The sequence below is a fragment of the Streptomyces sp. NPDC006140 genome (assembly GCF_040628815.1).
In the GTDB taxonomy this organism is placed as follows: Bacteria; Actinomycetota; Actinomycetes; order Streptomycetales; family Streptomycetaceae; genus Streptomyces.
Genome location: NZ_JBEXTS010000008.1, coordinates 38,714 through 59,585, shown reverse-complemented (window position 1 = coordinate 59,585; position 20,872 = coordinate 38,714). Strand labels below are relative to the sequence as shown.

Annotated in this window: 16 protein-coding genes and 1 pseudogene; 7 read left to right on the top strand and 10 right to left on the bottom strand. The window is 72.4% G+C overall.

Features of this window, described 5'->3' with window-relative positions; translation table 11 throughout:
- Positions 1-34: 34 nt before the first annotated feature.
- From ABZ386_RS21360 to ABZ386_RS21350, 3 genes are all read right to left on the bottom strand, one after another.
- Positions 35-1,117: a S1 family peptidase gene (locus tag ABZ386_RS21360; RefSeq protein WP_351342919.1), complete on the bottom strand. Its 1,083-nt coding sequence runs from the start codon at positions 1,115-1,117 to the stop codon at positions 35-37.
- Between the two features lie 348 nt (positions 1,118-1,465).
- Entirely contained in the window at positions 1,466-2,371 is a 906-nt protein-coding gene (locus ABZ386_RS21355) for a S1 family peptidase (protein ID WP_351342921.1), read from the bottom strand.
- 233 nt (positions 2,372-2,604) lie between these two features.
- Positions 2,605-3,795: a DUF5685 family protein gene (locus tag ABZ386_RS21350; RefSeq protein WP_351342923.1), complete on the bottom strand. Its 1,191-nt coding sequence runs from the start codon at positions 3,793-3,795 to the stop codon at positions 2,605-2,607.
- A gap of 290 nt (positions 3,796-4,085) precedes the next feature.
- Between ABZ386_RS21350 and ABZ386_RS21345 the strand changes: the two genes are divergently transcribed.
- Complete coding sequence (locus tag ABZ386_RS21345) at positions 4,086-4,523, top strand: cell division protein SepF (RefSeq protein WP_114251168.1); 438 nt, start codon at positions 4,086-4,088, stop codon at positions 4,521-4,523.
- Between the two features lie 47 nt (positions 4,524-4,570).
- Here ABZ386_RS21345 and ABZ386_RS21340 read toward each other — a convergent pair whose 3' ends face one another.
- On the bottom strand, positions 4,571-5,761 hold the full coding sequence (locus ABZ386_RS21340) for an acyl-CoA dehydrogenase family protein (protein ID WP_358965545.1): 1,191 nt from the start codon (positions 5,759-5,761) through the stop codon (positions 4,571-4,573).
- 460 nt (positions 5,762-6,221) lie between these two features.
- On the bottom strand, positions 6,222-7,823 hold the full coding sequence (locus ABZ386_RS21335) for an MFS transporter (RefSeq protein ID WP_356618041.1): 1,602 nt from the start codon (positions 7,821-7,823) through the stop codon (positions 6,222-6,224).
- Positions 7,824-8,085: 262 nt separating this feature from the next.
- Here ABZ386_RS21335 and ABZ386_RS21330 point away from each other — a divergent pair, with 262 nt between their 5' ends.
- Both ABZ386_RS21330 and ABZ386_RS21325 read left to right on the top strand, forming a co-directional pair.
- On the top strand, positions 8,086-9,357 hold the full coding sequence (locus tag ABZ386_RS21330) for a hypothetical protein (RefSeq protein ID WP_358965543.1): 1,272 nt from the start codon (positions 8,086-8,088) through the stop codon (positions 9,355-9,357).
- 227 nt (positions 9,358-9,584) lie between these two features.
- Complete coding sequence (locus ABZ386_RS21325; RefSeq protein WP_351342932.1) at positions 9,585-10,580, top strand: phosphatase PAP2 family protein; 996 nt, start codon at positions 9,585-9,587, stop codon at positions 10,578-10,580.
- An 89-nt stretch (positions 10,581-10,669) separates the two neighbouring features.
- Here ABZ386_RS21325 and ABZ386_RS21320 read toward each other — a convergent pair whose 3' ends face one another.
- Positions 10,670-10,885: an I78 family peptidase inhibitor gene (locus ABZ386_RS21320; protein ID WP_351342934.1), complete on the bottom strand. Its 216-nt coding sequence runs from the start codon at positions 10,883-10,885 to the stop codon at positions 10,670-10,672.
- 431 nt (positions 10,886-11,316) lie between these two features.
- Between ABZ386_RS21320 and ctaD the strand changes: the two are divergent.
- Positions 11,317-12,840 (top strand): annotated as a pseudogene (gene ctaD, locus ABZ386_RS21315) (cytochrome c oxidase subunit I); the annotation flags it as partial.
- Positions 12,841-12,883: 43 nt separating this feature from the next.
- Here the strand turns inward: ctaD and ABZ386_RS21310 are convergent.
- From ABZ386_RS21310 to ABZ386_RS21300, 3 genes are read right to left on the bottom strand one after another with little or no spacing between them, the layout of a single operon-like run.
- The gene (locus ABZ386_RS21310; RefSeq protein WP_351342936.1) at positions 12,884-13,924 is read right to left on the bottom strand and encodes a YafY family protein; all 1,041 of its coding nucleotides are present in this window, start codon (positions 13,922-13,924) and stop codon (positions 12,884-12,886) included.
- 38 nt (positions 13,925-13,962) lie between these two features.
- Positions 13,963-15,249 carry an ABC transporter substrate-binding protein gene (locus ABZ386_RS21305; protein ID WP_351342938.1) on the bottom strand — a complete coding sequence of 429 codons (1,287 nt, stop codon included), beginning with the start codon at positions 15,247-15,249 and terminating at the stop codon, positions 13,963-13,965.
- Entirely contained in the window at positions 15,224-15,787 is a 564-nt protein-coding gene (locus ABZ386_RS21300; RefSeq protein ID WP_351342940.1) for a hypothetical protein, read from the bottom strand. The genes ABZ386_RS21305 and ABZ386_RS21300 overlap by 26 nt, the downstream gene beginning before the upstream one ends.
- Positions 15,788-15,932: 145 nt before the next feature.
- On the opposite strand from ABZ386_RS21300, the gene ABZ386_RS21295 reads away from it, so the two are divergent.
- From ABZ386_RS21295 to ABZ386_RS21285, 3 genes are all read left to right on the top strand, one after another.
- Complete coding sequence (locus ABZ386_RS21295) at positions 15,933-16,409, top strand: hypothetical protein (RefSeq protein ID WP_351342942.1); 477 nt, start codon at positions 15,933-15,935, stop codon at positions 16,407-16,409.
- Positions 16,409-19,078 (top strand): branched-chain amino acid ABC transporter permease/ATP-binding protein, encoded by a 2,670-nt coding sequence (locus ABZ386_RS21290; RefSeq protein WP_358965541.1) that lies wholly within the window; start codon positions 16,409-16,411, stop codon positions 19,076-19,078. The genes ABZ386_RS21295 and ABZ386_RS21290 overlap by 1 nt, the downstream gene beginning before the upstream one ends.
- Positions 19,079-19,151: 73 nt before the next feature.
- Positions 19,152-19,793 carry an ATP-binding cassette domain-containing protein gene (locus ABZ386_RS21285; protein ID WP_358965540.1) on the top strand — a complete coding sequence of 214 codons (642 nt, stop codon included), beginning with the start codon at positions 19,152-19,154 and terminating at the stop codon, positions 19,791-19,793.
- 73 nt (positions 19,794-19,866) lie between these two features.
- On the opposite strand, the gene ABZ386_RS21280 is transcribed toward ABZ386_RS21285, so the two are convergent.
- Complete coding sequence (locus ABZ386_RS21280) at positions 19,867-20,499, bottom strand: transglycosylase family protein (RefSeq protein WP_355728380.1); 633 nt, start codon at positions 20,497-20,499, stop codon at positions 19,867-19,869.
- Between the last annotated feature and the right edge of the window lie 373 nt (positions 20,500-20,872).

Below are 20,872 nucleotides of genomic sequence, written 5' to 3'. Positions count from 1 at the left end.
CCTCACAAGGGGCGGGGCCTCACGAACCCGTGCGTCAGCCGATCTCGGTCCCGGTCGCCGACAGCGCCTCCGTCACCGGCTGGAAGAACGTCTCCCCGCCCGAGGTGCAGTCACCGCTGCCACCCGACGTGAGCCCGATCGCGTTGCTCCCCGAGAACAGCGACCCACCGCTGTCCCCCGGCTCCGCGCACACGTCGGTCTGGATGAGCCCGTTCACGATGTCGCCGTTGCCGTAGTTCACGGTGGCGTCCAGCCCCGTGACCTTCCCGTCGTGCACCTGCGTCGTCGACCCGCTCCGCGTGACCTCCATACCGACGGTCGCCTCGGCGGCACCCGTGATCTTCTGGGTCGACCCGTTGTACAGGTTCACCTCACTCGGGTGAGCCACCTCCGCCGTGTACTTGACCAGCCCGTAGTCGTTCTCCGGGAAGCTGGAGTCCGCGTTGGTGCCGATCTCCTTGCCGCTGGAGTCGGACCAGGTGGAGATGCCCTCGGTGCAGTGCCCGGCGGTCAGGAAGAACGGCTCGCCGCCCTTGACCACGTTGAAGCCCAGCGAGCAGCGGCCGCTGCCACCGGTGATGGCGTCACCGCCGGCGATGAAGGGCTTGTACTCCCCCTTCGTCCGCTTGAGTTCGGCCTTCGCCCCGAGCCCGTCGACGACCTTCGTCAGCTTCGTCCACTCGGCCTTGGAGACCGTACGGTCGGCGGTCACGACGACCTTGTTCGTCGTCGGGTCGGTCACCCAGGAGGTGCCCGGGATCGTCGCGTCCTGCTTCAGCGTGCTGCGGGCGCTCTTCAGTTCGGCGAGGGAGTTCGCCACGACTCTCGCCTTGGCCCCGGCCTTCTCGACGGCTTGCGCGGCGGCCTCGTCGAGCACGTTCACCACGAGGCTCTTGCTCTTCGTGTCGTAGTACGTCCCCGCCGCGTCGGCGCCCAGGTCCTCGGCCAGCGTCGAGGCGAGCTTTCCGGCCGCCGTGACCGACAGCGTCCGGGGCGCGGACGCCTCCGGGGTCTCGCTGGCGTTCGCGGTCTGGAACGTCACTCCCGCGGCGACCAGTGCGGCGATACCCGCACCTGCCACGGCCGCACGCCGCTTGGGTATGCGTCGGTGCTTCAACTCACGTCCTCCTGTGGGGGGTCGGCCCGAGAGGTTGTGGGGACCTCGCGAACCGGAAGGCTTGGTTGACGAGCGCCCACTATTCCGAGGACAACGGGGAGCACACAAGGGTGAGTTCGAGACGCGCGTAGACAGCGCTTCGCACGCCCCCTTATTTTGACCGTCCACGGTCAAATCGCACCCAATCAACTCCCGTTCGCACTGCAAACATTACGTGTGAGTAATATGTGCGCACTCTGTGAGGTCTGCACTTGGCTGGTTTTCGCCCCTGCCCGCACACCCGAAAAAGCCCCCGCACGCCGAAGCGCACGGGGGCACAGGTTGCTGCGGACCTCGGGCCCGACCGGCCTAGTAGACGCTGACGCCGTAGGCGCTCAGGGCCTCGGTGACCGGCTGGAAGAACGTCGTACCGCCGGAGGAGCAGTTGCCGCTGCCGCCGGAGGTCAGACCGTACGCGGTGCCGTTGCTGCCGTAGAGCGGGCCGCCGGAGTCACCCGGCTCGGCGCAGACGGTGGTCTGGATCAGGCCGGAGACGACGTCGCCGCCGCCGTAGTTGACGGTGGCGTTGAGGGCGGTGACGCGGCCGCTGTGCGTACCGGTCGTGGAGCCGTCGCGGATGACGGTGGTGCCCACGCTGGGCGTGGCCGCGCGGGTGATGTCCACGCCGTTCGCGGTGCCGGGCCGGCTGACGGAGCCGCTGTAGCGGACGATGCCGTAGTCGTTGCCCGGGAAGCTGGAGCCGGTCGTCGAGCCGATGACCGTGGTGCGGCCGGAGTTGGAGTACCAGGTACCCGCGCCGTCCGTGCAGTGGCCGGCGGTCAGGAAGAACTGCTGACCGCTGCTGTTCTGGACGTTGAAGCCGAGGGAGCAGCGCCAGCTACTCGCATAGATGGCGTCGCCGCCCTGGATCAGCTTGTTGAACTTGCCGGGGGTGCGCTTGATCGTGAGCGCGTCGGCGTTGGCGCCGGCCTGCTGCTTGATCTTCGCGATCTCCGCCTGGGAGACCGTGCTGTCGACGGTGACGAGCACGCGGTTGGTCTTGCTGTCGACGGCCCAGGCGGTGCCCGGGATGTCGGCCTTCAATATGGAGCCGCTGGCGCTCTTGAGCTCGGCGGCGCTGAAGGTGCTGGGGGCGTCGGACGCGTTCGCGCTGGGGATCGCGATCGCTGCGGCGGCCACGAGGCCGGTGGAAACGGCGATCAGCCGGGTCCGTCTCGAAATGCCGCTGCGGGGGGTGGTGCGCTTGATCCTCACTTTTCGTTCCTCCACAAAGGAAGTCGGGGGCCCTCGTGGGGTTGTGGGCCCGTGAGGCGCAGCCTGGGACCGGCAGTCCGGATTCCGAACACGCCGTGCCCCTGACAAGCGCTGGGAGGGAGTATTCGGCCGAACGGACGGTCGGCGCAAGGGGGCCTTTCGGCCGTCGGCCTCGGAACGATCTTTTACGGCAGCCCCACGTCCCCCAACGGACCGGGCGGCCCGGCATCACCTCAGCAGCTGCAGCCGCAGTCGCAGCCGTCGCAGCCGCAGGTCTCACCGCACTCGCCGCAGCACTGGCAGCAACTGCAGCAGTCCCCGCACCCGCTGCAGTCGCAGTTGCCGCACTGTCCTTCCTTGCGCTCACCCGTCCACGGGTCGTGATATGTGCCGCAGCACATCTGACACGTACAGGCGAGCCCGAGCCACACCGCGCACCCGGCGAGCATCCCGCGCCGGTCGCCGCGCGGCGGCTCGGGCGGCAGCGGGGCGCCGGGTCCGCCCGGGGCGCCGGTGCCGGGCGGCGCGTAGGGGCCGGCCGCCCGGGGGCCGGCGGTGTGCGCGCAGCTCGTCGTGCCGAAGGCGCGGTCGACGGAGGCGCGCAGCTCGTGCACGAGGAGCCGGTGGACCAGCCGCCCGTCGGTGAACTCCGCCTCCCGCAGCGCCAGCCGGACGCCGTGCACCGCGTCGTCGGCGAGCCGCCGGGCCTCCGCCAGTGAGGTACCGGTCGCGGCGATCGGGTTCCAGGCGCCTGACGCCGCGTCAGTGTGTTGGTCCTGCACGGCGTCCAGGAGATGGGCCAGGCGTCCGAAGAGGCGTCCGGCCTCGGCGAGCGGCGCGGCGTTGCGCGGCCGGCCGGCGAGGACGGCCGTGTGGGCGAAGGCCGCGGCCGTCGCGGTCTCGGTCGGTTCGGTGACCGTCAGGATCGGCGTCCCGGGCCCGGCCAGCGCCTCGATGCCGGTCTGCCGGTCCACGGCGTCGACCAGGAGGGCGGTGTCGAACCCCACGGCGGTGCCGGTACGGGCGCCGGCCGCGTCCCAGCTCGCGGCGACCCGGCGAGCGGCGCGCGCCACCGGCCGGCGGGCCAACAGCCCGTCGCCGTCGATGACGTGGTCGCGCACCTTCGCCGAGGCCAGCACCAGGGACACGGCCGCCGCCAGCCGGGCCCCCTCGCCGTGCGCGACGGAGGCGGTGCGCATGCCGCGCAACGGGCACGGCCCGGCCGTACGCCGCCCCGCCGCACCGGGATCGGCCTGAGCCTCCGTCAAAACTGATATGAGAAGCCCGTCGTAGTTCGTCACTATTCGAGCGAACTGTCCGTGGTCGCCGCGCAGTGCGAGGCACAGTCCGCACAAATGCGCCATCCACTGGCTGGTGAGCTTCTCCCCGAGACGGTGTCTGCAGGGCCTGACGATTCCGAACACGGCGCTCCCCCGAGCTTCGTTACGACGCTGAGCTGCGGCATCGTATCGACCGGGCCATTCACCCGTACGCCCCGCCCGTCACCCGGACGCCGAGAAGAATCGTATTTCACTCACAGTCAGCAGCCGTTTGGGAAACGACCCTTGGGACACACGGACTCTCGACGGATTCGCTGTGCACCAGTACCGTCACAAACCCCCCGCGCGGCGTCTATCCACTTGGCGCGCCATCCGCATCATGGACGACCATAGGGGTGCGGAAAGCAGAAAGACCGCTGTGAGAGGAGGCGTCCATGGGATCGGTACGCAAGGCAAGTGCCTGGCTTGGCCTCGTCGACGACAACGAAGACGAGCGTTACTACGACGACGACTACTCCGACGGGACCGAGCCCGGGGAGGCCTGGGTCACCGATCCGCGCGTCAAGGTGGCCTCGGACGTCGCCGAGGAGAAGGGCCGCCGCATCGGCACGGTGACCCCGGACAGCTTCCGGGACGCCCGCGCCATCGGCGAGCTGTTCCGCGAGGGCGTGCCGGTCATCATGAACCTCACGGCCATGGACGCCGGCGACGCCAAGCGTGTGGTCGACTTCGCGGCCGGGCTGATCTTCGGCCTGCGCGGTTCGATCGAGAGAGTGTCGACCCGTGTGTTCCTGCTGACCCCCGCCAACACGGAGATCGTGAACGGCGACCCGGCCGCGCACCGCACGGACGGCTTCTTCAACCAGAGCTGAGGCAGGGCCGCTCACCGGCCCTGCCCCCGCGGTTCACCGGCCGGGGTCTACCGGAAGGCGTCGAGCCCGGTGAGCGCCTTGCCCAGCACGAGCTGGTGCATCTCGACGGTGCCCTCGTAGGTGAGCACCGACTCGAGGTTCGTCGCGTGCCGCATGACGGGATATTCGAGGGAGATCCCGTTGGCCCCCAGGATCGTGCGGGCCGTGCGGCAGATCTCGATCGCCTCCCGCACGTTGTTGAGCTTGCCGAAGCTGACCTGCTCGGGACGCAGGCGGCCGGCGTCCATCCGCCGCCCCAGATGATGGGCGAGCAGCATCCCCTTGTGCAGTTCCACCGCCATGTCGGCGAGTTTGGCCTGGGTCAGCTGGAAGCCGCCGATGGGCCGCCCGAACTGCTCCCGTGACTTCGCGTAGTCGACGGCGGCCTCGAAGCAGCTGCGGGCCGCGCCCATGGCGCCCCAGACGATCCCGTACCGGGCGTGCGACAGACAGCTGAGGGGTCCGCGCAGGCCGGTGACCTCCGGGAGGACGGCGTCGGCGGGCAGCCGTACGTCGTCGAGGACGAGTTCACTGGTGACGGAGGCGCGCAGGGACCACTTGCGCTTGATCTCCGGCGCGGAGAACCCACGCGCGTCGGTGGGTACGGCGAACCCGCGGATCCCGTCCTCGCTCTGCGCCCAGACGACGGCGACTCCGGCGACCGACCCGTTGGTGATCCACATCTTGCGGCCGTTGAGGATCCAGTCCGTGCCGTCACGCTTGGCGTACGTGCGCATGGAGGCGGGGTCGGAGCCGTGGTCGGGCTCGGTGAGACCGAAGCAGCCGATGACCTCGCCGGCGGCCATGCGGGGCAGCCACTGCTGCTTCTGCTCCTCGCTGCCGAAGCGGTGGAGGGCGTACATGGCGAGGGAGCCCTGCACGGAGACGAGGGAGCGGATGCCGGAGTCGGCGGCCTCCAGTTCCAGGCAGGCGAGCCCGTACTGCACGGCGCTCGCCCCGGCGCAGCCGTACCCCTCCAGGGACATTCCGAGGGCACCGAGGCTCCCGAGTTCCCGGGCGAGCTCCCGGATGCCGGGCAGTTCGCCCTTCTCGTACCACTCGGCGACGTACGGCAGCACCCGGTCGGCGGCCCAGGACCGCACGGTGTCCCTGATGCCGAGGTCCTCCGGTTCCAGCAGGTCGTCGAGCCCGAGGGGGTCGGCGGGATCGAAGGGAGGCAGCTTGGACGGACCGGACATGATCGACACCCTCCGAGACTCTTTAACTAGCACCGCTAGCCAAGACGCTACGACGCCCGCCCACCCCGGCACCACCCGTAACTGCCAACTGAGAGGTCGAGGTCACCTGTGGGGGTACTTCGCCGTCGGCGTCTGCAGGCCCCATGCGCCAGACCCCCGAGCCGCCCGGAACCCGACACGCACCGCAAGCCGCCAACCGACGCGACCCGCCGCCGGGCGACTTCACCTCTCGCCCAACTCCTACGGGCGGCGCACGGATGAACAATGCCCCACGCACCCCGCCAGCCGCCAGGCCGCCCACCCCCACGGGAAACCTCGACCTCTCAGTTGGCAGTTACGGCGGTGCGTGGGTGGGCAAAAGCGACACACCCACCGGCACCCGCCGACGACGAAGCACCCCCACAGGCGACCCCAGCCCCTCCCCCGACAGCTCCGGGCGGGCGTGGTGGGCCAAGGTGGGTCACACCGAGACGCGTGACTCCGCGGCGTCCCGAGGGGCAGGTACCTCCACCGCCCCCGCCTCACACTGCATGACCCGCGGCAACCGCAACGCCATCACCGCCCCGAGCAGCAACAACCCCGCACTCACCAGCAACGTCACATGCAGCCCGTGCACGAACGCGTCCCGGGCCGCATGCCGCAGAGCAACACCCGCGGAACCGCCCAGCTGCGCAGCAACCTCGTACGCCTCCCCCAGCGAATGCCCCGCCGAGGAGGACGCCGACTCCGGCACCCCGCGCACGCCCGACAGCCCGGGCGCGTACGCCGCGTTCATCACGCTGCCGAGCAGGGCGATCCCGATCCCCGCCCCCAGCTGGTACGACGTCTCCCCGATCGCCGCCGCACCACCGGCCTGCTCCTGCGGCGCCTCGCTCAGCATCGACTCGTACGCCCCGAACAGCGTCGTCTCCAGCCCGAAGCCCAGCAGTACGAACCCGGTGAGCATCAGTGCGCAGTCGTCGGTCCGGCCCAGCGCCGTCAGCAGCACCACCGCGAACGCGGTGAGGCAGAACCCGGCGCACACCATCCGCCGCGGCCCGAACCACCGCAGCATCCGCGCCCCGGCCAGCCCGGCCGCCATCGCCGCGAACGTCAGCGGCAGCAGCCGCAGCCCCGTCTCCAGCGGCGACAGCCCGAGCACCAGTTGCAGGTACTGCGCCGCGATCAGCTCAAGGCCCACCAGCGCGAGCATCGCCAGCACGATGCACCCGACGGACGTGCTGAACGCCGGCCGGGCGAACATCGTGAGGTCGACCAGCGGATGCTCCCGCCGCCGCTGCCGCCGCACGAACCCCACGAGCAGCGCCGCGCCCGCCACCAGCGGCAGCACGGTGAACAGGCTCCCCACCGGTTCCCCGCCCCCGAGCCGCTTGACGCCCAGCACCACGCCGAACAGACCGGCGGCCGCCATCAGCGCGCCGACGACGTCCCAGGGCCCGTTGCCGTCGCCCTTCGACTCCGGCAGCAGCAGACGTCCCACCGGGAGGCTGACCAGCATCAACGGAATGTTGACGAGGAAGACCGAGCCCCACCAGAAGTGCTCCAGCAGGAAGCCGCCGAGCAGCGGTCCGACCGCGGCCCCCACCGCGGCCACGGCGCTCCAGACGCCGATCGCGAGCGCCCGCTCCCGCCGGTCGGGGAAGACCTGCCGCAGGATCGACAGGGTCGCCGGCATGATCATCGCGCCGCCCACCCCGAGCAGCGCCCGCGCCACGATCAGCAGTTGCGCGCTGTCCGCGAGGGCGGCGAGGGCCGAGGCGACGCCGAAGAGCGCGTATCCGAGGAGCAGGACCCTTCTGCGGCCGACGCGGTCGCCGAGCGTGCCGAACAGGATCAGCAGCGACGCGCAGACCAGCGGGTAGACGTCGACGATCCAGAGCAGCTCGATCCCGCCGGGCTTGAGGTCCTCGGTGACGGCGGGGACCGCCACGTGCAGCACGGTGGCGTCGACGGCGACGAGCAGCAGGCTGACGCAGAGGACGACCAGGACCACCCAGCGGTTGGCACCGGCCCCGGCCGCCCGACGGCGCAGCGCAGCGGCGGCCGTGGTCGTCCCGGACATGTACGTACCTCCAAGATGTTCCTCGCGATCGGCGGGCTCACGGGGTGGGGGACGCCCCCGCGACTCGGCCGGAGAGGAGCGGTGGTCTCCGGCCCGCGCAAACGAAAAGCGAGTGACACGTCAGCGTACGCGAGTCCGCGCCGGAGCCCAGTGGCGGACCTCTCACAGCTTCGACCAGGAGATGTGGTGTACGTCACTCACCCCCTCGTCGACCACGCCCCGGCCGACCGGCCGGTTCCCGCCCCGGTCGATAATCGGGCCCGTGACCGATCTTGAGACGCGCGCGGCCCCGTCCCGCGCCGGGGCGCTGCGCCGGGCGGCCCCGGCGCTCCTCGGGTACGCGGCCGTACGCGCCCTGGGCCTGATCGTCCTGGCCCTGTGGAGCGCGGCGCGGGACAAGAGCGCGTACACGCTGCTGACCGCCCGCTGGGACGCGCTCTGGTACACCAGGGTCGCCGAACTCGGCTACGGCTACGAGGTGCGGCTGGCGAACGGGGACGTGCACTCGAACCTCGCGTTCTTCCCGCTGCTGCCGTGGCTGGAGCGGCTGGTGGCGGCGGTGTCCCCGCTGTCGTACGCGGACGGGGGTTTCCTGGTCAGCCTGTTCGCCTCGCTCGCCGCGGCGTGGGGGATCTTCGCGGTGGCGGACCGGGTGTACGGCCGCCGGGCCGGGGTGTGCGCGGTGCTGCTGTGGGCCGTCCTGCCGGTCGGGATCGTGCAGTCGATGGCGTACAGCGAGTCCCTGTTCACGGCGCTCGCCGCCTGGTCCCTGTACGCGGTGCTGACCGGCCGCTGGCCGACGGCGGGCGTGCTGGCCCTGCTGGCGGGGCTGACCCGTCCGGTGGGGGTGGCGGTGGTGGCCGCCGTGTGGGTGGCGGTGGTGGCCGCCGTGTGGGTGACGGCGGTGGTCTCGTTCGTGCGGGAGCGGCGCGCGGCCGGGGCGGACGGCGCGCACGGCGGGACGCACGCTGCCGGCTCGGCCGGCGGAGGCGCTCGGCGGGACGACGACCCCGCCGCCCACGCCGGCGACCGCCCCCGGGCCCGCCGCGTCCTGGGCATGCTGCTCGCGCCCCTCGGCACCGCCGGCTACGTCCTCTGGGTCGGCCACCGCACGGGCAAGGGCCCGCTGGGCTATCTCGATGTCCAGGCCGGCTGGCGCAACGGCTTCGACGGCGGTTACGCGTTCGCCCGGTTCGTCGGCGAAAAGTTCACGTCGTTCCCCTCGGCCCTGGCCGGCGTGGGGCTGATCCTCGGGGTCGCGTCAGTCATCTGGCTGTATGCGGTCGGCGTACGTCAGCGCCAGCCGCTGCCGCTGCTGGTCTACACCGGCGTCGTCACCGCGCTCGCCCTGTGCGCGTCGAGCTACTTCGGCTCGAAACCGCGCCTGCTGATGCCCGCCTTCCCCCTGCTGCTGCCCCTCGCCCTGGCCCTGGCGAGGCGGAGTATCCGCAGGTCAGCCTGGGTGCTCGGGGCGGTGGCGGTCGCCTCGGCGGCGTACGGGGCGTTCTGGCTGAACGGCTCCGGTCCGCCCTGACCCGCTGTGAGCGCCGGGAGAATTCCGCCCCATGCTCCGGTGAACGAATTCAAAAGCGCGATAAAACCCGCCCCCGGAATGATCAAAGGAATTGAAGGCCACGGCGGCCGACGATTGCAGATTCGCTGGAAATAAACCCCCTCCTGAGAGGAATCCCACATCACATCGTCATCACAAAGCCGTTGATTCGACCGGGATCTGAGCTCACTCGCTGTAACGTCGATTGGGTGCGTACCGAACCGAAGCTCACCCGTCTGGACCGGGTGTTCGCCCGGCTGGACCGTGAGCCGGAACGACCGGCCCACATCGATGTGCCGAAGATGAGCAGGCACCGCATCGTGCTCTTCGCGGCGACCCTGGCCTTCTACGGCGCGATCGTGTGGGCCGTGATCATCACGTCCTGGCTGGTCCGGCTCGACTGGCAGGTCATGTTCTTCCGGCCGTACCAGCAGTGGTCGGGGATCCACTGGTTCGTCGACTACTACGTGGTGCTCGGCCAGCGCGGCCCGACCGCCGTGATGGTCGCGGCCTGGCTGGGCTGGCGCTCCTGGCGGCAGCACACGCTGCGCCCGCTGCTCGCCCTCGGCGTCTCGCTGCTGCTGCTGAACGTGACGGTCGGCGCCGCGAAGTACGGCATGGGCCGCCTGGGACCGCACTACGCGACGGTGATCGGCTCGAACGAGATGTGGCGCGGCGGCGATATATTTCCGAGCGGTCACACCGCCAACGCCGTGGTGACCTGGGGAATCCTGGCCTATCTGGCCTCCACTCCGAGAGCGCGCCGCTGGCTGTCCGCCGTGTCCGCCGTGACCTCGCTCGGCGTGGGCATGGCGACCGTCTATCTCGGTACGCACTGGCTGAGCGATGTGCTGCTCGGCTGGGCCGCCGGCCTGCTGATCCTGCTCGCCCTGCCCTGGTTCGAGCCGCTCATCGCCCGGTCCGAGGAGCGCATCTTCGACCTGCGGGACCGCTGGCGGGAGCGCCGGAGCCGGGCCGCGACCGCCCCGGCCGGCCCCCCGCCCGCGGTGGTCACACCGCTGCCCGCCGACCGGGAGGACGTCGCGGCCCGCTCGCCCCGTGCCCCGGCCTACCTGGCGCCGGGCCCGCACACGTCCCGCTCGGAGCGCACGCCGATCACCCCCGCCGGCAGCCGCCGGCCCCCGCAGCCGGAGCGCCACCCGCGCGGCTCGACCCCTTCGGCCCGGCCGCTGACGGGCGGCTGACCACGGCGGACGACCGGGCCGGTACGCACACCCGGCCGGACAGGGCGAAGGCCCCGGTTCCCGAGCGGAACCGGGGCCTTCGCCGTGTCTCAGCCCTTCCAGGCCCGCGCCACCCGGCCGCCCTTCACCTCGAAGTTCAGCCGGCCCACGCGGTACTCCATCGTGATGATCGCCCCCGGCGGCAGCGCGCGCACCGTCGCCCAGCCGCGCTCGCGCGCGAGGCGTTCGGCCCGGTCGGCCGCGAGGCCGACATAGGTGTCCGGGCTGTCGTCGGGTTCCGCGGAAGGTGTCGGAATCGGTGCCATGCGGCCACGCTATGTCCTGCCCGGCGACCGGGGAAGGCCGGGCCCGCGACCCCGGTCGCCGTCCGTCTCCTGTCACGCTTCTGTCACAAGATCACGACAGGCGTTTCGGGGAGTGCCGGTCACACGGACGAGCGGTTCCGTAGGCCTTCCGCAGGCATTCGACCGTAATTCCCGGCAGTCGCATGAGCTGATGGAAAAGCCCGTCGGAATGACCCGGGAGAAGTTCCCCCGGGACTCGTTCCATTCCGGCCCCGCACCGGGTCCGCGGGGCGGTACACCGCACCGGAATTGGCAGGGCTTCGGCGTGAAGAGGCCGGTACGCCCCCTGTCGGAGCCCGCGGTGCCGCGAGCATCATGACGTGGGCTCGCGGGGACGTGTGGCGCGGGCTGCGGCGGGCCCGGTACGCGATGAGCGAAGGGGCGAGCGAGCGATGGGGACGCAGACCGTACAGGCGACGGCGCCCGAACAGCGGACGCGGCACGGGCGGGTGGTGGTCGACTGGCTCACGACGACGGACCACAAGAAGATCGGCCATCTCTACCTGATCACGTCGTTCGTGTTCTTCCTGGTCGCCGGCGTGATGGCGCTGCTGATGCGGGCCGAGCTGGCGCGGCCCGGGCTCCAGATCATCAACAACGAGCAGTTCAACCAGGCGTTCACGCTGCACGGCACGATCATGCTGCTGCTGTTCGCGACGCCGACCTTCGCGGGCTTCGCGAACGAGCTGATGCCGCTGCAGATCGGCGCGCCCGACGTCGCGTTCCCGCGGCTGAACATGTTCTCGTACTGGCTGTTCCTCTTCGGCGGGCTGATCGTGCTCGGCTCGCTGCTGGTGCCCTCCGGGCCGGCCGACTTCGGCTGGTTCGCCTACGCCCCGCTCAACAGCGCGGAACGCACGCCGGGCATCGGCGCCGACCTGTGGATCATGGGTCTGGCGCTGTCCGGCTTCGGCACGATCCTGGGCGCGGTCAACTTCATCACCACGATCATCGGGATGCGCGCCCCCGGCATGACGATGTTCCGGATGCCGATCTTCGTGTGGAACACGCTGTTCACGTCGATCCTGATCCTGATGGCGTTCCCGGTGCTGGCGGCGGCGCTGCTGGTGCTGGAGGCGGACCGGCGGTTCGGCTCGCAGGTCTTCGACGCGGCCAACGGCGGGGCGATCCTGTGGCAGCACCTGTTCTGGTTCTTCGGCCATCCCGAGGTGTACATCATCGCGCTGCCGTTCTTCGGCATCATCACGGAGATCATCCCGGTCTTCAGCCGCAAGCCGCTGTTCGGCTATCTGACGCTGGTCGGGGCGACGATGGCGATCACCGGCCTGTCGATGATCGTGTGGGCGCACCACATGTTCGCCACCGGCGCGGTGCTGCTGCCGTTCTTCTCCTTCATGAGCTTCCTGATCGCGGTGCCGACGGGCGTGAAGTTCTTCAACTGGGCGGGCACCATGCTGAAGGGCTCGCTGTCCTTCGAGACGCCGATGCTGTGGGCGACGGGCTTCCTGGTGACGTTCCTGTTCGGCGGGCTCACCGGGGTGATCCTGGCGTCGCCACCGCTGGACTTCCATGTGACGGACACGTACTTCGTGGTCGCGCACTTCCACTACGTGGTCTTCGGCACGGTCGTCTTCGCGATCTTCGCGGGGTTCTACTTCTGGTGGCCCAAGTTCACCGGGAAGATGCTCGACGAGCGGCTCGGCAAGATCCAGTTCTGGGCGCTCTTCGTCGGCTTCCACACCACGTTCCTGGTGCAGCACTGGCTGGGCGCCGAGGGCATGCCCCGCCGCTACGCCGACTACCTGGCGGCGGACGGCTTCACGGCGCTCAACACCGTGTCGACCATCGGCGCGTTCCTGCTCGGCATCTCGACGCTGCCGTTCCTCTACAACGTGTGGAAGACCGCCAAGTACGGCGAGAAGGTCGAGGTCGACGACCCCTGGGGCTACGGCCGCTCCCTGGAGTGGGCGACCTCCTGCCCGCCGCCCCGGCACAACTTCACGACGCTGCCCCGGATCCGCTCCGAGTCGCCGGCGTTCGACCTGCACCATCCCGAGTACGCGGCGGTGACTGCGCAGCCCGAGCCAGAGCCCCATCAAGCCGGTCGCGAGTCCTCCTGACCGCCTCGATCAGCCCCTCCGGCTCCAGCACCTCGAACTCGAAGCCCAGCATCACCACGTGGATGACCATCACGTCGAGGCTGCCCGCGCCGCAGCGCAGCAGGCAGGTGTCGGGACCCTCGGCCTGAAGCACTCCGGCGGAGGGCGAGATGTGCGCGGCGGCCTCCTCCAGGGGCGCCAGGAGCCGCACGACGGCGTGGGTGGCGTACACGCGCGTGGAGACGCCCTGGGAGACGTAGGCGGCGAGGTCCTCGGCGGGCGGCTCGCGGGGCGGGAAGCGGGGGCCGTGCGGCGGCTTGGGCGTGAGGCGGTCCACGCGGAACGTGCGCCAGTCCTGCCGGTCGAGGTCCCAGGCGACCAGGTACCAGCGGCGCTCGGTGCACACCAGGCGGTGCGGTTCGACCGTGCGGCGGGAGGAGGTGCCGTCGTGGCCCTCGTACTCGAAGCGCAGCCGTTCGGCGTCCCGGCACAGGTGGGCGAGTTCGGTCAGCACGGCCGGGTCGACCGCGGAGGGCGCCGGGCCGCGCAGCATGGGCACGGTGAAGGCGTTGAGGGCGCCCACGCGGCGGCGCAGCCGGTCGGGCAGCACCTGTTCCAGCTTGGCGAGGGCGCGGACGGAGGTCTCGCCGATGCCCTCGATGCCCTGTCCGGCGGCCGTGCGCAGTCCGACGGCCACGGCCACGGCCTCGTCGTCGTCCAGCAGCAGCGGCGGCAGTTCGGCGCCCGCGCCCAGCTGGTAGCCGCCGCCGGTGCCGGGGCTGGCGTTGACCGGGTAGCCGAGTTCGCGCAGCCGGTCCACGTCCCGGCGCAGGGTGCGGGCGCTCACGCCGAGCCGGTCGGCCAGGTCGGCGCCGGACCACTCGCGGTGGGCCTGGAGCAGGGACAGCAGACGCAGCAGACGTGCCGAGGTCTCCAACATGGGGCGAGTCTGCCAGCCCTTGCGGACAGCTGCTGTCCTCAAGGCGTGTAGGGCAGTTGCGGGACGGTGAAGCAGGTGCGGTTCATGTCCCCCTGGCCGACCCAGCCCTTCCCGTCCTGCCAGCGGGCCACCGACAGGCAGGTGTCGCTGGTCTTCGGCGGCTCGGGCAGCCGTGCGAACTCGACGGGGAGGAGCAGGCCGCCGGCGGTGTAGCCCTGGCTGCGGTTCATGTAGGCGTCGACGCACGCGCGCGTGATGCCCGTGCGCGCGCAGGACCGCGCGGCGTCCGTGAACCAGCGGGCGGCCGCCCAGCCCTCCAGCTGCCACTGGGAGTGCGTCTTCAGGTCCTTCGTCGCCTCGCGGAACTCCCGTACGGCCGGGTGGCGGGTGTCGTCGAAGTTGCGGCTGGAGCCGGTCGCCCAGAGGGCGTTGCGGCAGCGCGGGGCGTCCTTGTAGTCGGCGGCGACGGTGGACGTCCAGTTCTGCACGTTGGTCACCTTGGCGGTGACGTCGGCGCCGACCTCGTCCATGGCCTGGCACAGCCGGGCGTTGCCGTGCCCGTCGATGGCGTCGAACACCAGGTCGGCGCCCTGCTCCTTCAGGTCGGCGGCGACGGCGCGGAAGTTGGGCAGGGCGAAGTCGACCTGCTCGGTGACGACCTGGTAGCCCTCGGCGCGCAGGCCCCGCTCGACCAGCCGGGCGTAGGCGGCGGACGCGGACTGGTTGTAGGAGACGACGGCCGCCGTGCGGGCGCCGTGCTCGCGCTTGAAGTAGCGGTAGACCTCGGTGCCGCCGTACAGGGTGCCGTCCCAGCCGGTGGTGCCGTTCCTGGGCGCGAGGCTGCCGTAGATGCCGTAGAGGTGCGGATAGGTGTCGTAGGCGGCGCCGATGGGCTGGCCGCCGATGTCGGGCACGCGCGCGCGGGAGACGCGCGAGGCGCCCGCGTAGTCGAGGGCGGTGGTGGCGACGAGGGCGACGACCTCGTCCTCCTCGACCAGTTTGTGCACGCACTCGTTGTTGCCGACGCCGCTGCCGCCGTCGTCGCACAGGCGCACCTCGACGCGGCGGCCGTCGATGCCGCCGCGCGCGTTGAGCCGGTCGAACCAGGCCCTGGCCCCGTCGCGCGGGCCGGTGAAGGCGGCGCCGCCGACGGGGCTGGTGGCGCTGGTGATGATGCCGACCCGCAGCGGCGCGGTGTCGCGGGGCGCGGGGCTGCGGTCGTCGTGCTCGAAGTCGCTCTCCGGGAGCCGGCTGCCGCAGGCCGCGCTCAGGGCGAGCAGCAGCGCGGCGGCGACGGCCTCAGCAGCCCGGGACCGGCGACGCATTGCCGCTCAGTTGCACCAGCGCGCACAGCGTCTTGGCGGACACCTTCCAGGTGCCGTCCTGCTCCACGGCCGTCCCGGAGGCGTCGGGCAAGGCGGTGGCGCCCTTCAGGGTGAGCGTGTACGTCACGTCCGCCTCGGTCGCCGAGGTGAACTCGACCTTGGTGACCTGCGCCTGCACCTGCCCGCCGCGCGCGTCACCGCTGAAGGCCTCCAGGACGGGGGCCATCCGGTCGCCGTTCTCCAGGACGGCGACCTTGTCCTGGGCGGAGGTCTTCGGGTCGAAGAACTTCTGCCAGTTCCGCTTGATCTCCGCCTCGGCCGCCGCACGGTCCGCGGGCGCGCTGGCCGGGGCGCTCGTGGTGCGCTCCGCGGTCGGTGTGGGTGGCGTGGTGCCGTCTCCGCCGCCGTTGTCGTCGCCGCATGCCGCGAGGGCCGGGAAGAGGGCCAGTACGAGGGCGGCCGTGATCGCCGTGCCCCGTCCCGCGGTGCGCGGGCCCCCTGTCGCGTTCCCCCGCCTGAGGTCGCTGCCGAGAACCATCTGGCTCACCACCGGGTGTCGGTCCGGGCCATGCGCGCCCGGTGCTTTCAGGGTCAGCTTCCACAGGGCATAGTGCAAGCGATCGGCGGACTTGAACAGGCAGCCAGGCGCGTGCCCAGCCACGACCGACGTGTGGGAGCCAGCGATGCGGACAAGCCGACTGAGGACCGTGCATCCCGTCCTGTGGGCCGGCTGGGCCGCGCTGGCCGCCGGCGCGGTGCTGTGCGTCGTCGGCTGGTACGGCGTCTCCGGCGAGCGTTACGCCGAACGGCAGCTGCCCTACCTGGCCTCCTGCACGGTCCCCGGCGCCGCGCTGATCATCGCCGGGGCGGTGCTGCTGGCGCACGGGAGGGGCTCGGTGGCCGCCGCGCGCGTGGAGGAGCTGTACGGCCTGCTGGTGGCGGCCGAGCCGGCCGAGGCGGAGGAGACCGGGCAGGCCGCCACCGCGCCGCTCGCGGTCAGCGGCGAGCTGCGGATGGTGCCGGGCGGCACGCTGTGGCACCGCGCGGACTGCCCGCTGGTCGCGGGGAAGGCGGAGGCGGTCCCGGTCGATTCCAAGCTGGTGGCGAGCGGTGAGCTGGGCCCCTGCCCGATCTGCGAGCCGGCCGAAGAAACCGACTGATGTCCTCGCTCACGTACGACCTCACCCTCGCCGGCCTCTCCGTCGGCAGCGCGGCGGCGCTGACCGGGATCGGCCTGATCGTGACGTACCGCGCGACCGGGGTGCTCAACTTCGCGCACGGCGCGATCGCGATGGTGTGCGCGTACGCGCTGCGGCAGTGCGTGGTCGAGTGGGGCTGGCCGCTGTGGCTCGGGGCGGTCGTGACGCTGCTGGTGCTGGCGCCAGGGCTGGGGGTGGTCCTGGAGCGGTTCGTCTTCCGGCCCCTGTCGCTCCTCGGCTCGGACCCGGCGCAGACGCTGGTGGCGTCCATCGGGGTGTTCGTGCTGCTGGTGGGCGGGGCGGCGCTGCTGTGGGGGCAGGGGGCGCGGGACGACGCGCCGGAGCTGGTGCGGGACGAGCCGTGGGGTCAGCTGGCGGTGGTGCTGGTGCTGGCCGCCGGGGTCGCGGCGGTGGTGCGCCGGACGCGGTTCGGGCGGGAGCTGCGGGCCGTGGTCGACGACCGGCAACTGGCCGTGCTGGGCGGGATCGACGCGGACCGGGTCGCGGCGGCGGGCTGGGCGTTCGGCTCGTTCACGGCGGGCCTGACGGGCGTGCTGCTGGCGCCCTACGTGCGGCTCGACCCGTACGGGCTGCCGCTGCTCGTGATGGAGGTCGTGGCGGTCGCGGTGGCCGCGCGGATGCGGAGTCTGCCGGTCGCGGTGGTGGTGGCGCTGGGCATCGGGGTGGCGCAGAGCCAGCTGACGCGGCTGCACCCGTCCGGGTGGGGCGAGCCGCTGCTCCAGGCGGCCGGCACGAACCTGTTCGTCGTCGCGCTGCTGGTCGCCGCGCTGGTGCTGCCAGGGGTCGGCACCCGCGACGCGCTGCCGCGCACGGCGACCGCCCGGGTGCCGACGCCGCCCGGCGCGTGGATCGTGGCGGGCGTGCTGTTCCTGCTGCCGCTGGGCCTCGCCGGCCGGGACCTGCACACGTCGGTGCAAGTGCCGGCGCTGGCCGTGATCCTGCTGTCCCTGGTGGTGGTCACCGGCCGCGGCGGCCAGATCTCGCTGGGGCAGGCGGCCTACGCGGGGCTCGGCGCCCTGTTCACGGCGCTGCTGGCGGCCGGCCGCTTCCCGGGCCTGCCGGCCCTGCCGGAGCTGGCGGCCCTCGCGGTGGCGGTCGTCCTGGTGGCGCCGCTCGGCCTGCTGACGGGCTGGCCGGCGATCGGCCGCCGGGGCCTGGCGCTGGCGCTGGCGACGTTCGCGATCGGCGTGGGGGTGAGCCGCTTCGTCTTCGCCCAGCCGTACGCCACGGCGGGCCTGTCGCTGGGCCGCCCGGCCGGTTTCGACGGGGACCGGGCGTACTACGTCCTGGAGCTGGTCCTGCTGGCGGTCGCCCTGCTCGCGGCGCACGCGCTGCGCCGGGGCCGGACGGGCCGGGCGCTGGCGGCCATGCGGGACCACGAGGCGGGCGCGCAGGCGGCGGGCGTCCAGGTGCCGTCCCTCAAGCTGCGCGCCTTCGTGGCGGGCGCCGCGCTCGCCGCGCTGGGCGGCGGCATGCTCGGCATGGGCCTGCGCGCCTTCGACGCCGCCGCGTACGACCCGGTGCGCGGGCTGCTGTGGTTCGCCGCGGTGGTGGTGCTGGGCGCCGACAGCACCCTGGGCGCCCTCGCCGCCGCGGCCCTCCTGGTCGGCCTGGACGCGGGCACCCGCGGCGGCGTCGCGGCGGCCCTGATCGGCGTCCTGGCCGTCCTGGTGGGCCGCTTCCCCGGCGGCCCGTACGAGGCCCTGCGCACGACGACGGAACGCCTGCGGCTACGGCGCGCACCGGCCCTCACACCGGTGGGGGCCCGGGCCCGCCGGCTGCTGCGCCCGGAGCCGCGGACGGCCAGGGCGGCACCGGTGCCGGTGGGGGCGACAGCCACGGGTGCCGGGACATCCCGCACCGGCGGCCGCCCACCGGCCTCCCCGGTCCCCCGCACACCGCCCGCCCCCACCGCTCCCCTGCTCACCGCCCGTCACCTGCACGCCCGCTACGGCGGCTTCACCGCCCTCCACGGGGTCGACCTCGACCTCTCCCCCGGGCGGATCACCGCCGTCGTGGGCCCCAACGGGGCCGGGAAGAGCACCCTGTTCCACTGTCTGGCCGGGACGCTGCGGCCCGCGCGCGGGGCCGTGCGGCTCGGTGGGCGGGACATCACCGCGCTGCCCGCGCACGCCCGCGCCCGCCTCGGGGTCGCGCGGACCTTCCAGCAACTGGCCGTCTTCCCCTCGCTGTCCGTGGCCGAGAACGTCCGGGTCGGTGCCGAGCAGGGCCGGTTGACCGACCGGGGGGCCGTGGAGCGCACGCTCAGGCTGCTCGGGCTGGACGGGCCCGTGCGGGCACTGCCCGCCGCCGCGCTGCCCACGGGGACGCTGCGCCGCGTCGAACTGGCCCGGGTCCTGGCCGGCAGCCCCCGCGTGCTGCTGCTCGACGAACCCGCCGCCGGCCTCGACACCGCCGAAGTCGCCGCCCTGGCACGCGTCCTGAAGGCCCTGGCCGCCGACGGCACGGCCCTGCTCGTCGTCGAACACGACCTGGACCTGGTGGCCGGCCTCGCCGACGTCGTGCACGTGATGACCGCGGGCCGGATCGTCGCCTCCGGTCCCCCCGAGCGCGTGTTGGACGCCCTGGGCACAGGGGCCGACCGATGAGCACCTTGAACGCCCTGGAGCCGGGAGCCAGCCGGTCGGCCTCCCGGACACCCCGGAGCGCGGGAGGCGGCCCATGACCACCGTCTCCCTGCGCCACGCGCGCGTGCGCTACGGCCCGCTGGAGGCCCTGCACGGCGTCACCCTCGCCGCCCCCGGCCCCGGTCTCACCGTGCTGCTGGGCCGCAACGGCTCCGGCCGTACGACGGTCCTGCGCGCGCTGGCCGGCACCGTCCCCCTGTCGGGCGGCGCGGTGGTGTGGGACGGGGCCGACGTGACCCGCGTACCCGCGTACGAGCGGGCCCGGCGCGGACTGTGCCTGGTCCCGGAGCGGCAGGCCGTGTTCGGTTCGCTCACCGTGCGCGAGAACCTCGCACTCGCCGCCCCGGACCACGACGCGGCCCTGGACGCCTACCCGCAGCTGCGGCCTCTGCTGGAGCGCCGCGCCGGCACCCTGTCCGGCGGGGAGCAGCGCATGCTCGCCCTGTCCCGGGCACTGCTGGCCCGCGCGCGCGTGGTGCTCGTCGACGAGCCCGCCCAGGGCATGTCGCCCGCGGTCGCGGCCCGCACCTACGAGCTGCTGGGCGGGCTGGACGCGTGCGTGGTGGTCGCCGAGCAACGGCTGCCGCCCGCCCTGCGCGGCCGGCCCGTCCTGGTGTACGAACTGCGGCGCGGAGCCGTCGTGTTCGCCGGGGAGGCGGGCGAGATCGCGCCCTGACCCGGGACGCCGGAACCCCGCCCGATCAGACCGACCGGACGGGGCCCGTGTCCCGGCGAGGGGGAGCAGCGGCTCAGATCTCTAGACGCAGGCCGGGCACGATCACATCGGGGTCGTCGCCGATGGCTGCCTTGTTGGCGGCGTAGAGGCGCTGCCAGGTGGTCCCGTGCCGGGCGGCGACGCCGCTGAGGGTGTCGCCCTCGCGGACGGTGTAGTCGCCGCGGGACGAGCCGCGGTCCGGGTGTTCCGCCGCACGCGCCGGCGCCGTCGAGGGCTTCGCCGGCGCGGACTCGGGGGCGCTCACCGGGCCGGTGGCGGGCGCGCCGCCGCTCGCCCCGGCGCGTGCCGAGCAGGTCGGCCAGGCGTCCCAGCCCTGCGCCTGCTGGACCTTGGTGGCGACGGCGATCTGCTGGGACCTGCTCGCCCGGTCGGCGGTGGGCGCGTAGGCGGTGCCGCCGTAGGCCCGCCAGGTGGAGGCGGCGAACTGGAGTCCGCCGTAGTAGCCGTTGCCGGTGTTGATGTGCCAGTTGCCGCCGCTCTCGCACTGGGCGATGCGGTCCCACACTCCGCTGTCAGCCGCCGCGGCGTTGCCGGTCGCGGCCAGCAGTCCGAGGGGCGCGAGCAGTGCCGCCCCGGCGAGGACCGCCGTCGTACGGACCTGGTTCTTCCGGGCGTTGGGGCGAGTGGTATCGGCACATTCGGACATCTGGTTCCCTCTCGAAACACCCGGGGTCCCCCAAGGCGGAACGCCACGTCCCGCGCCATGGGACGCGGAGGTCGCGCTCGCCCCGTCCACCGGTGCGGTGCTGTGCCCGGTTCCGGAGAACCGTGCGGCCGGCGGACGTACCCGAGCGGTGCTCGCTGCACACGGCCGAGGAATCTAAGGAGGTTGACGGCCCGGCATCAACCAGTCGCCTGTCGCAGCAGGCCAATTCACCGATACCTCGGGTAACGGCGATTTCCGGACACCCACTTCATTCGCGGATTTCCGGATTTGTCGACCAACCCACCCGATGACCTGTGACCCAGTTCACCGCCCCAACGCCCTTTGCGCGGCGCCCAATTGACGCTGAGTGCGC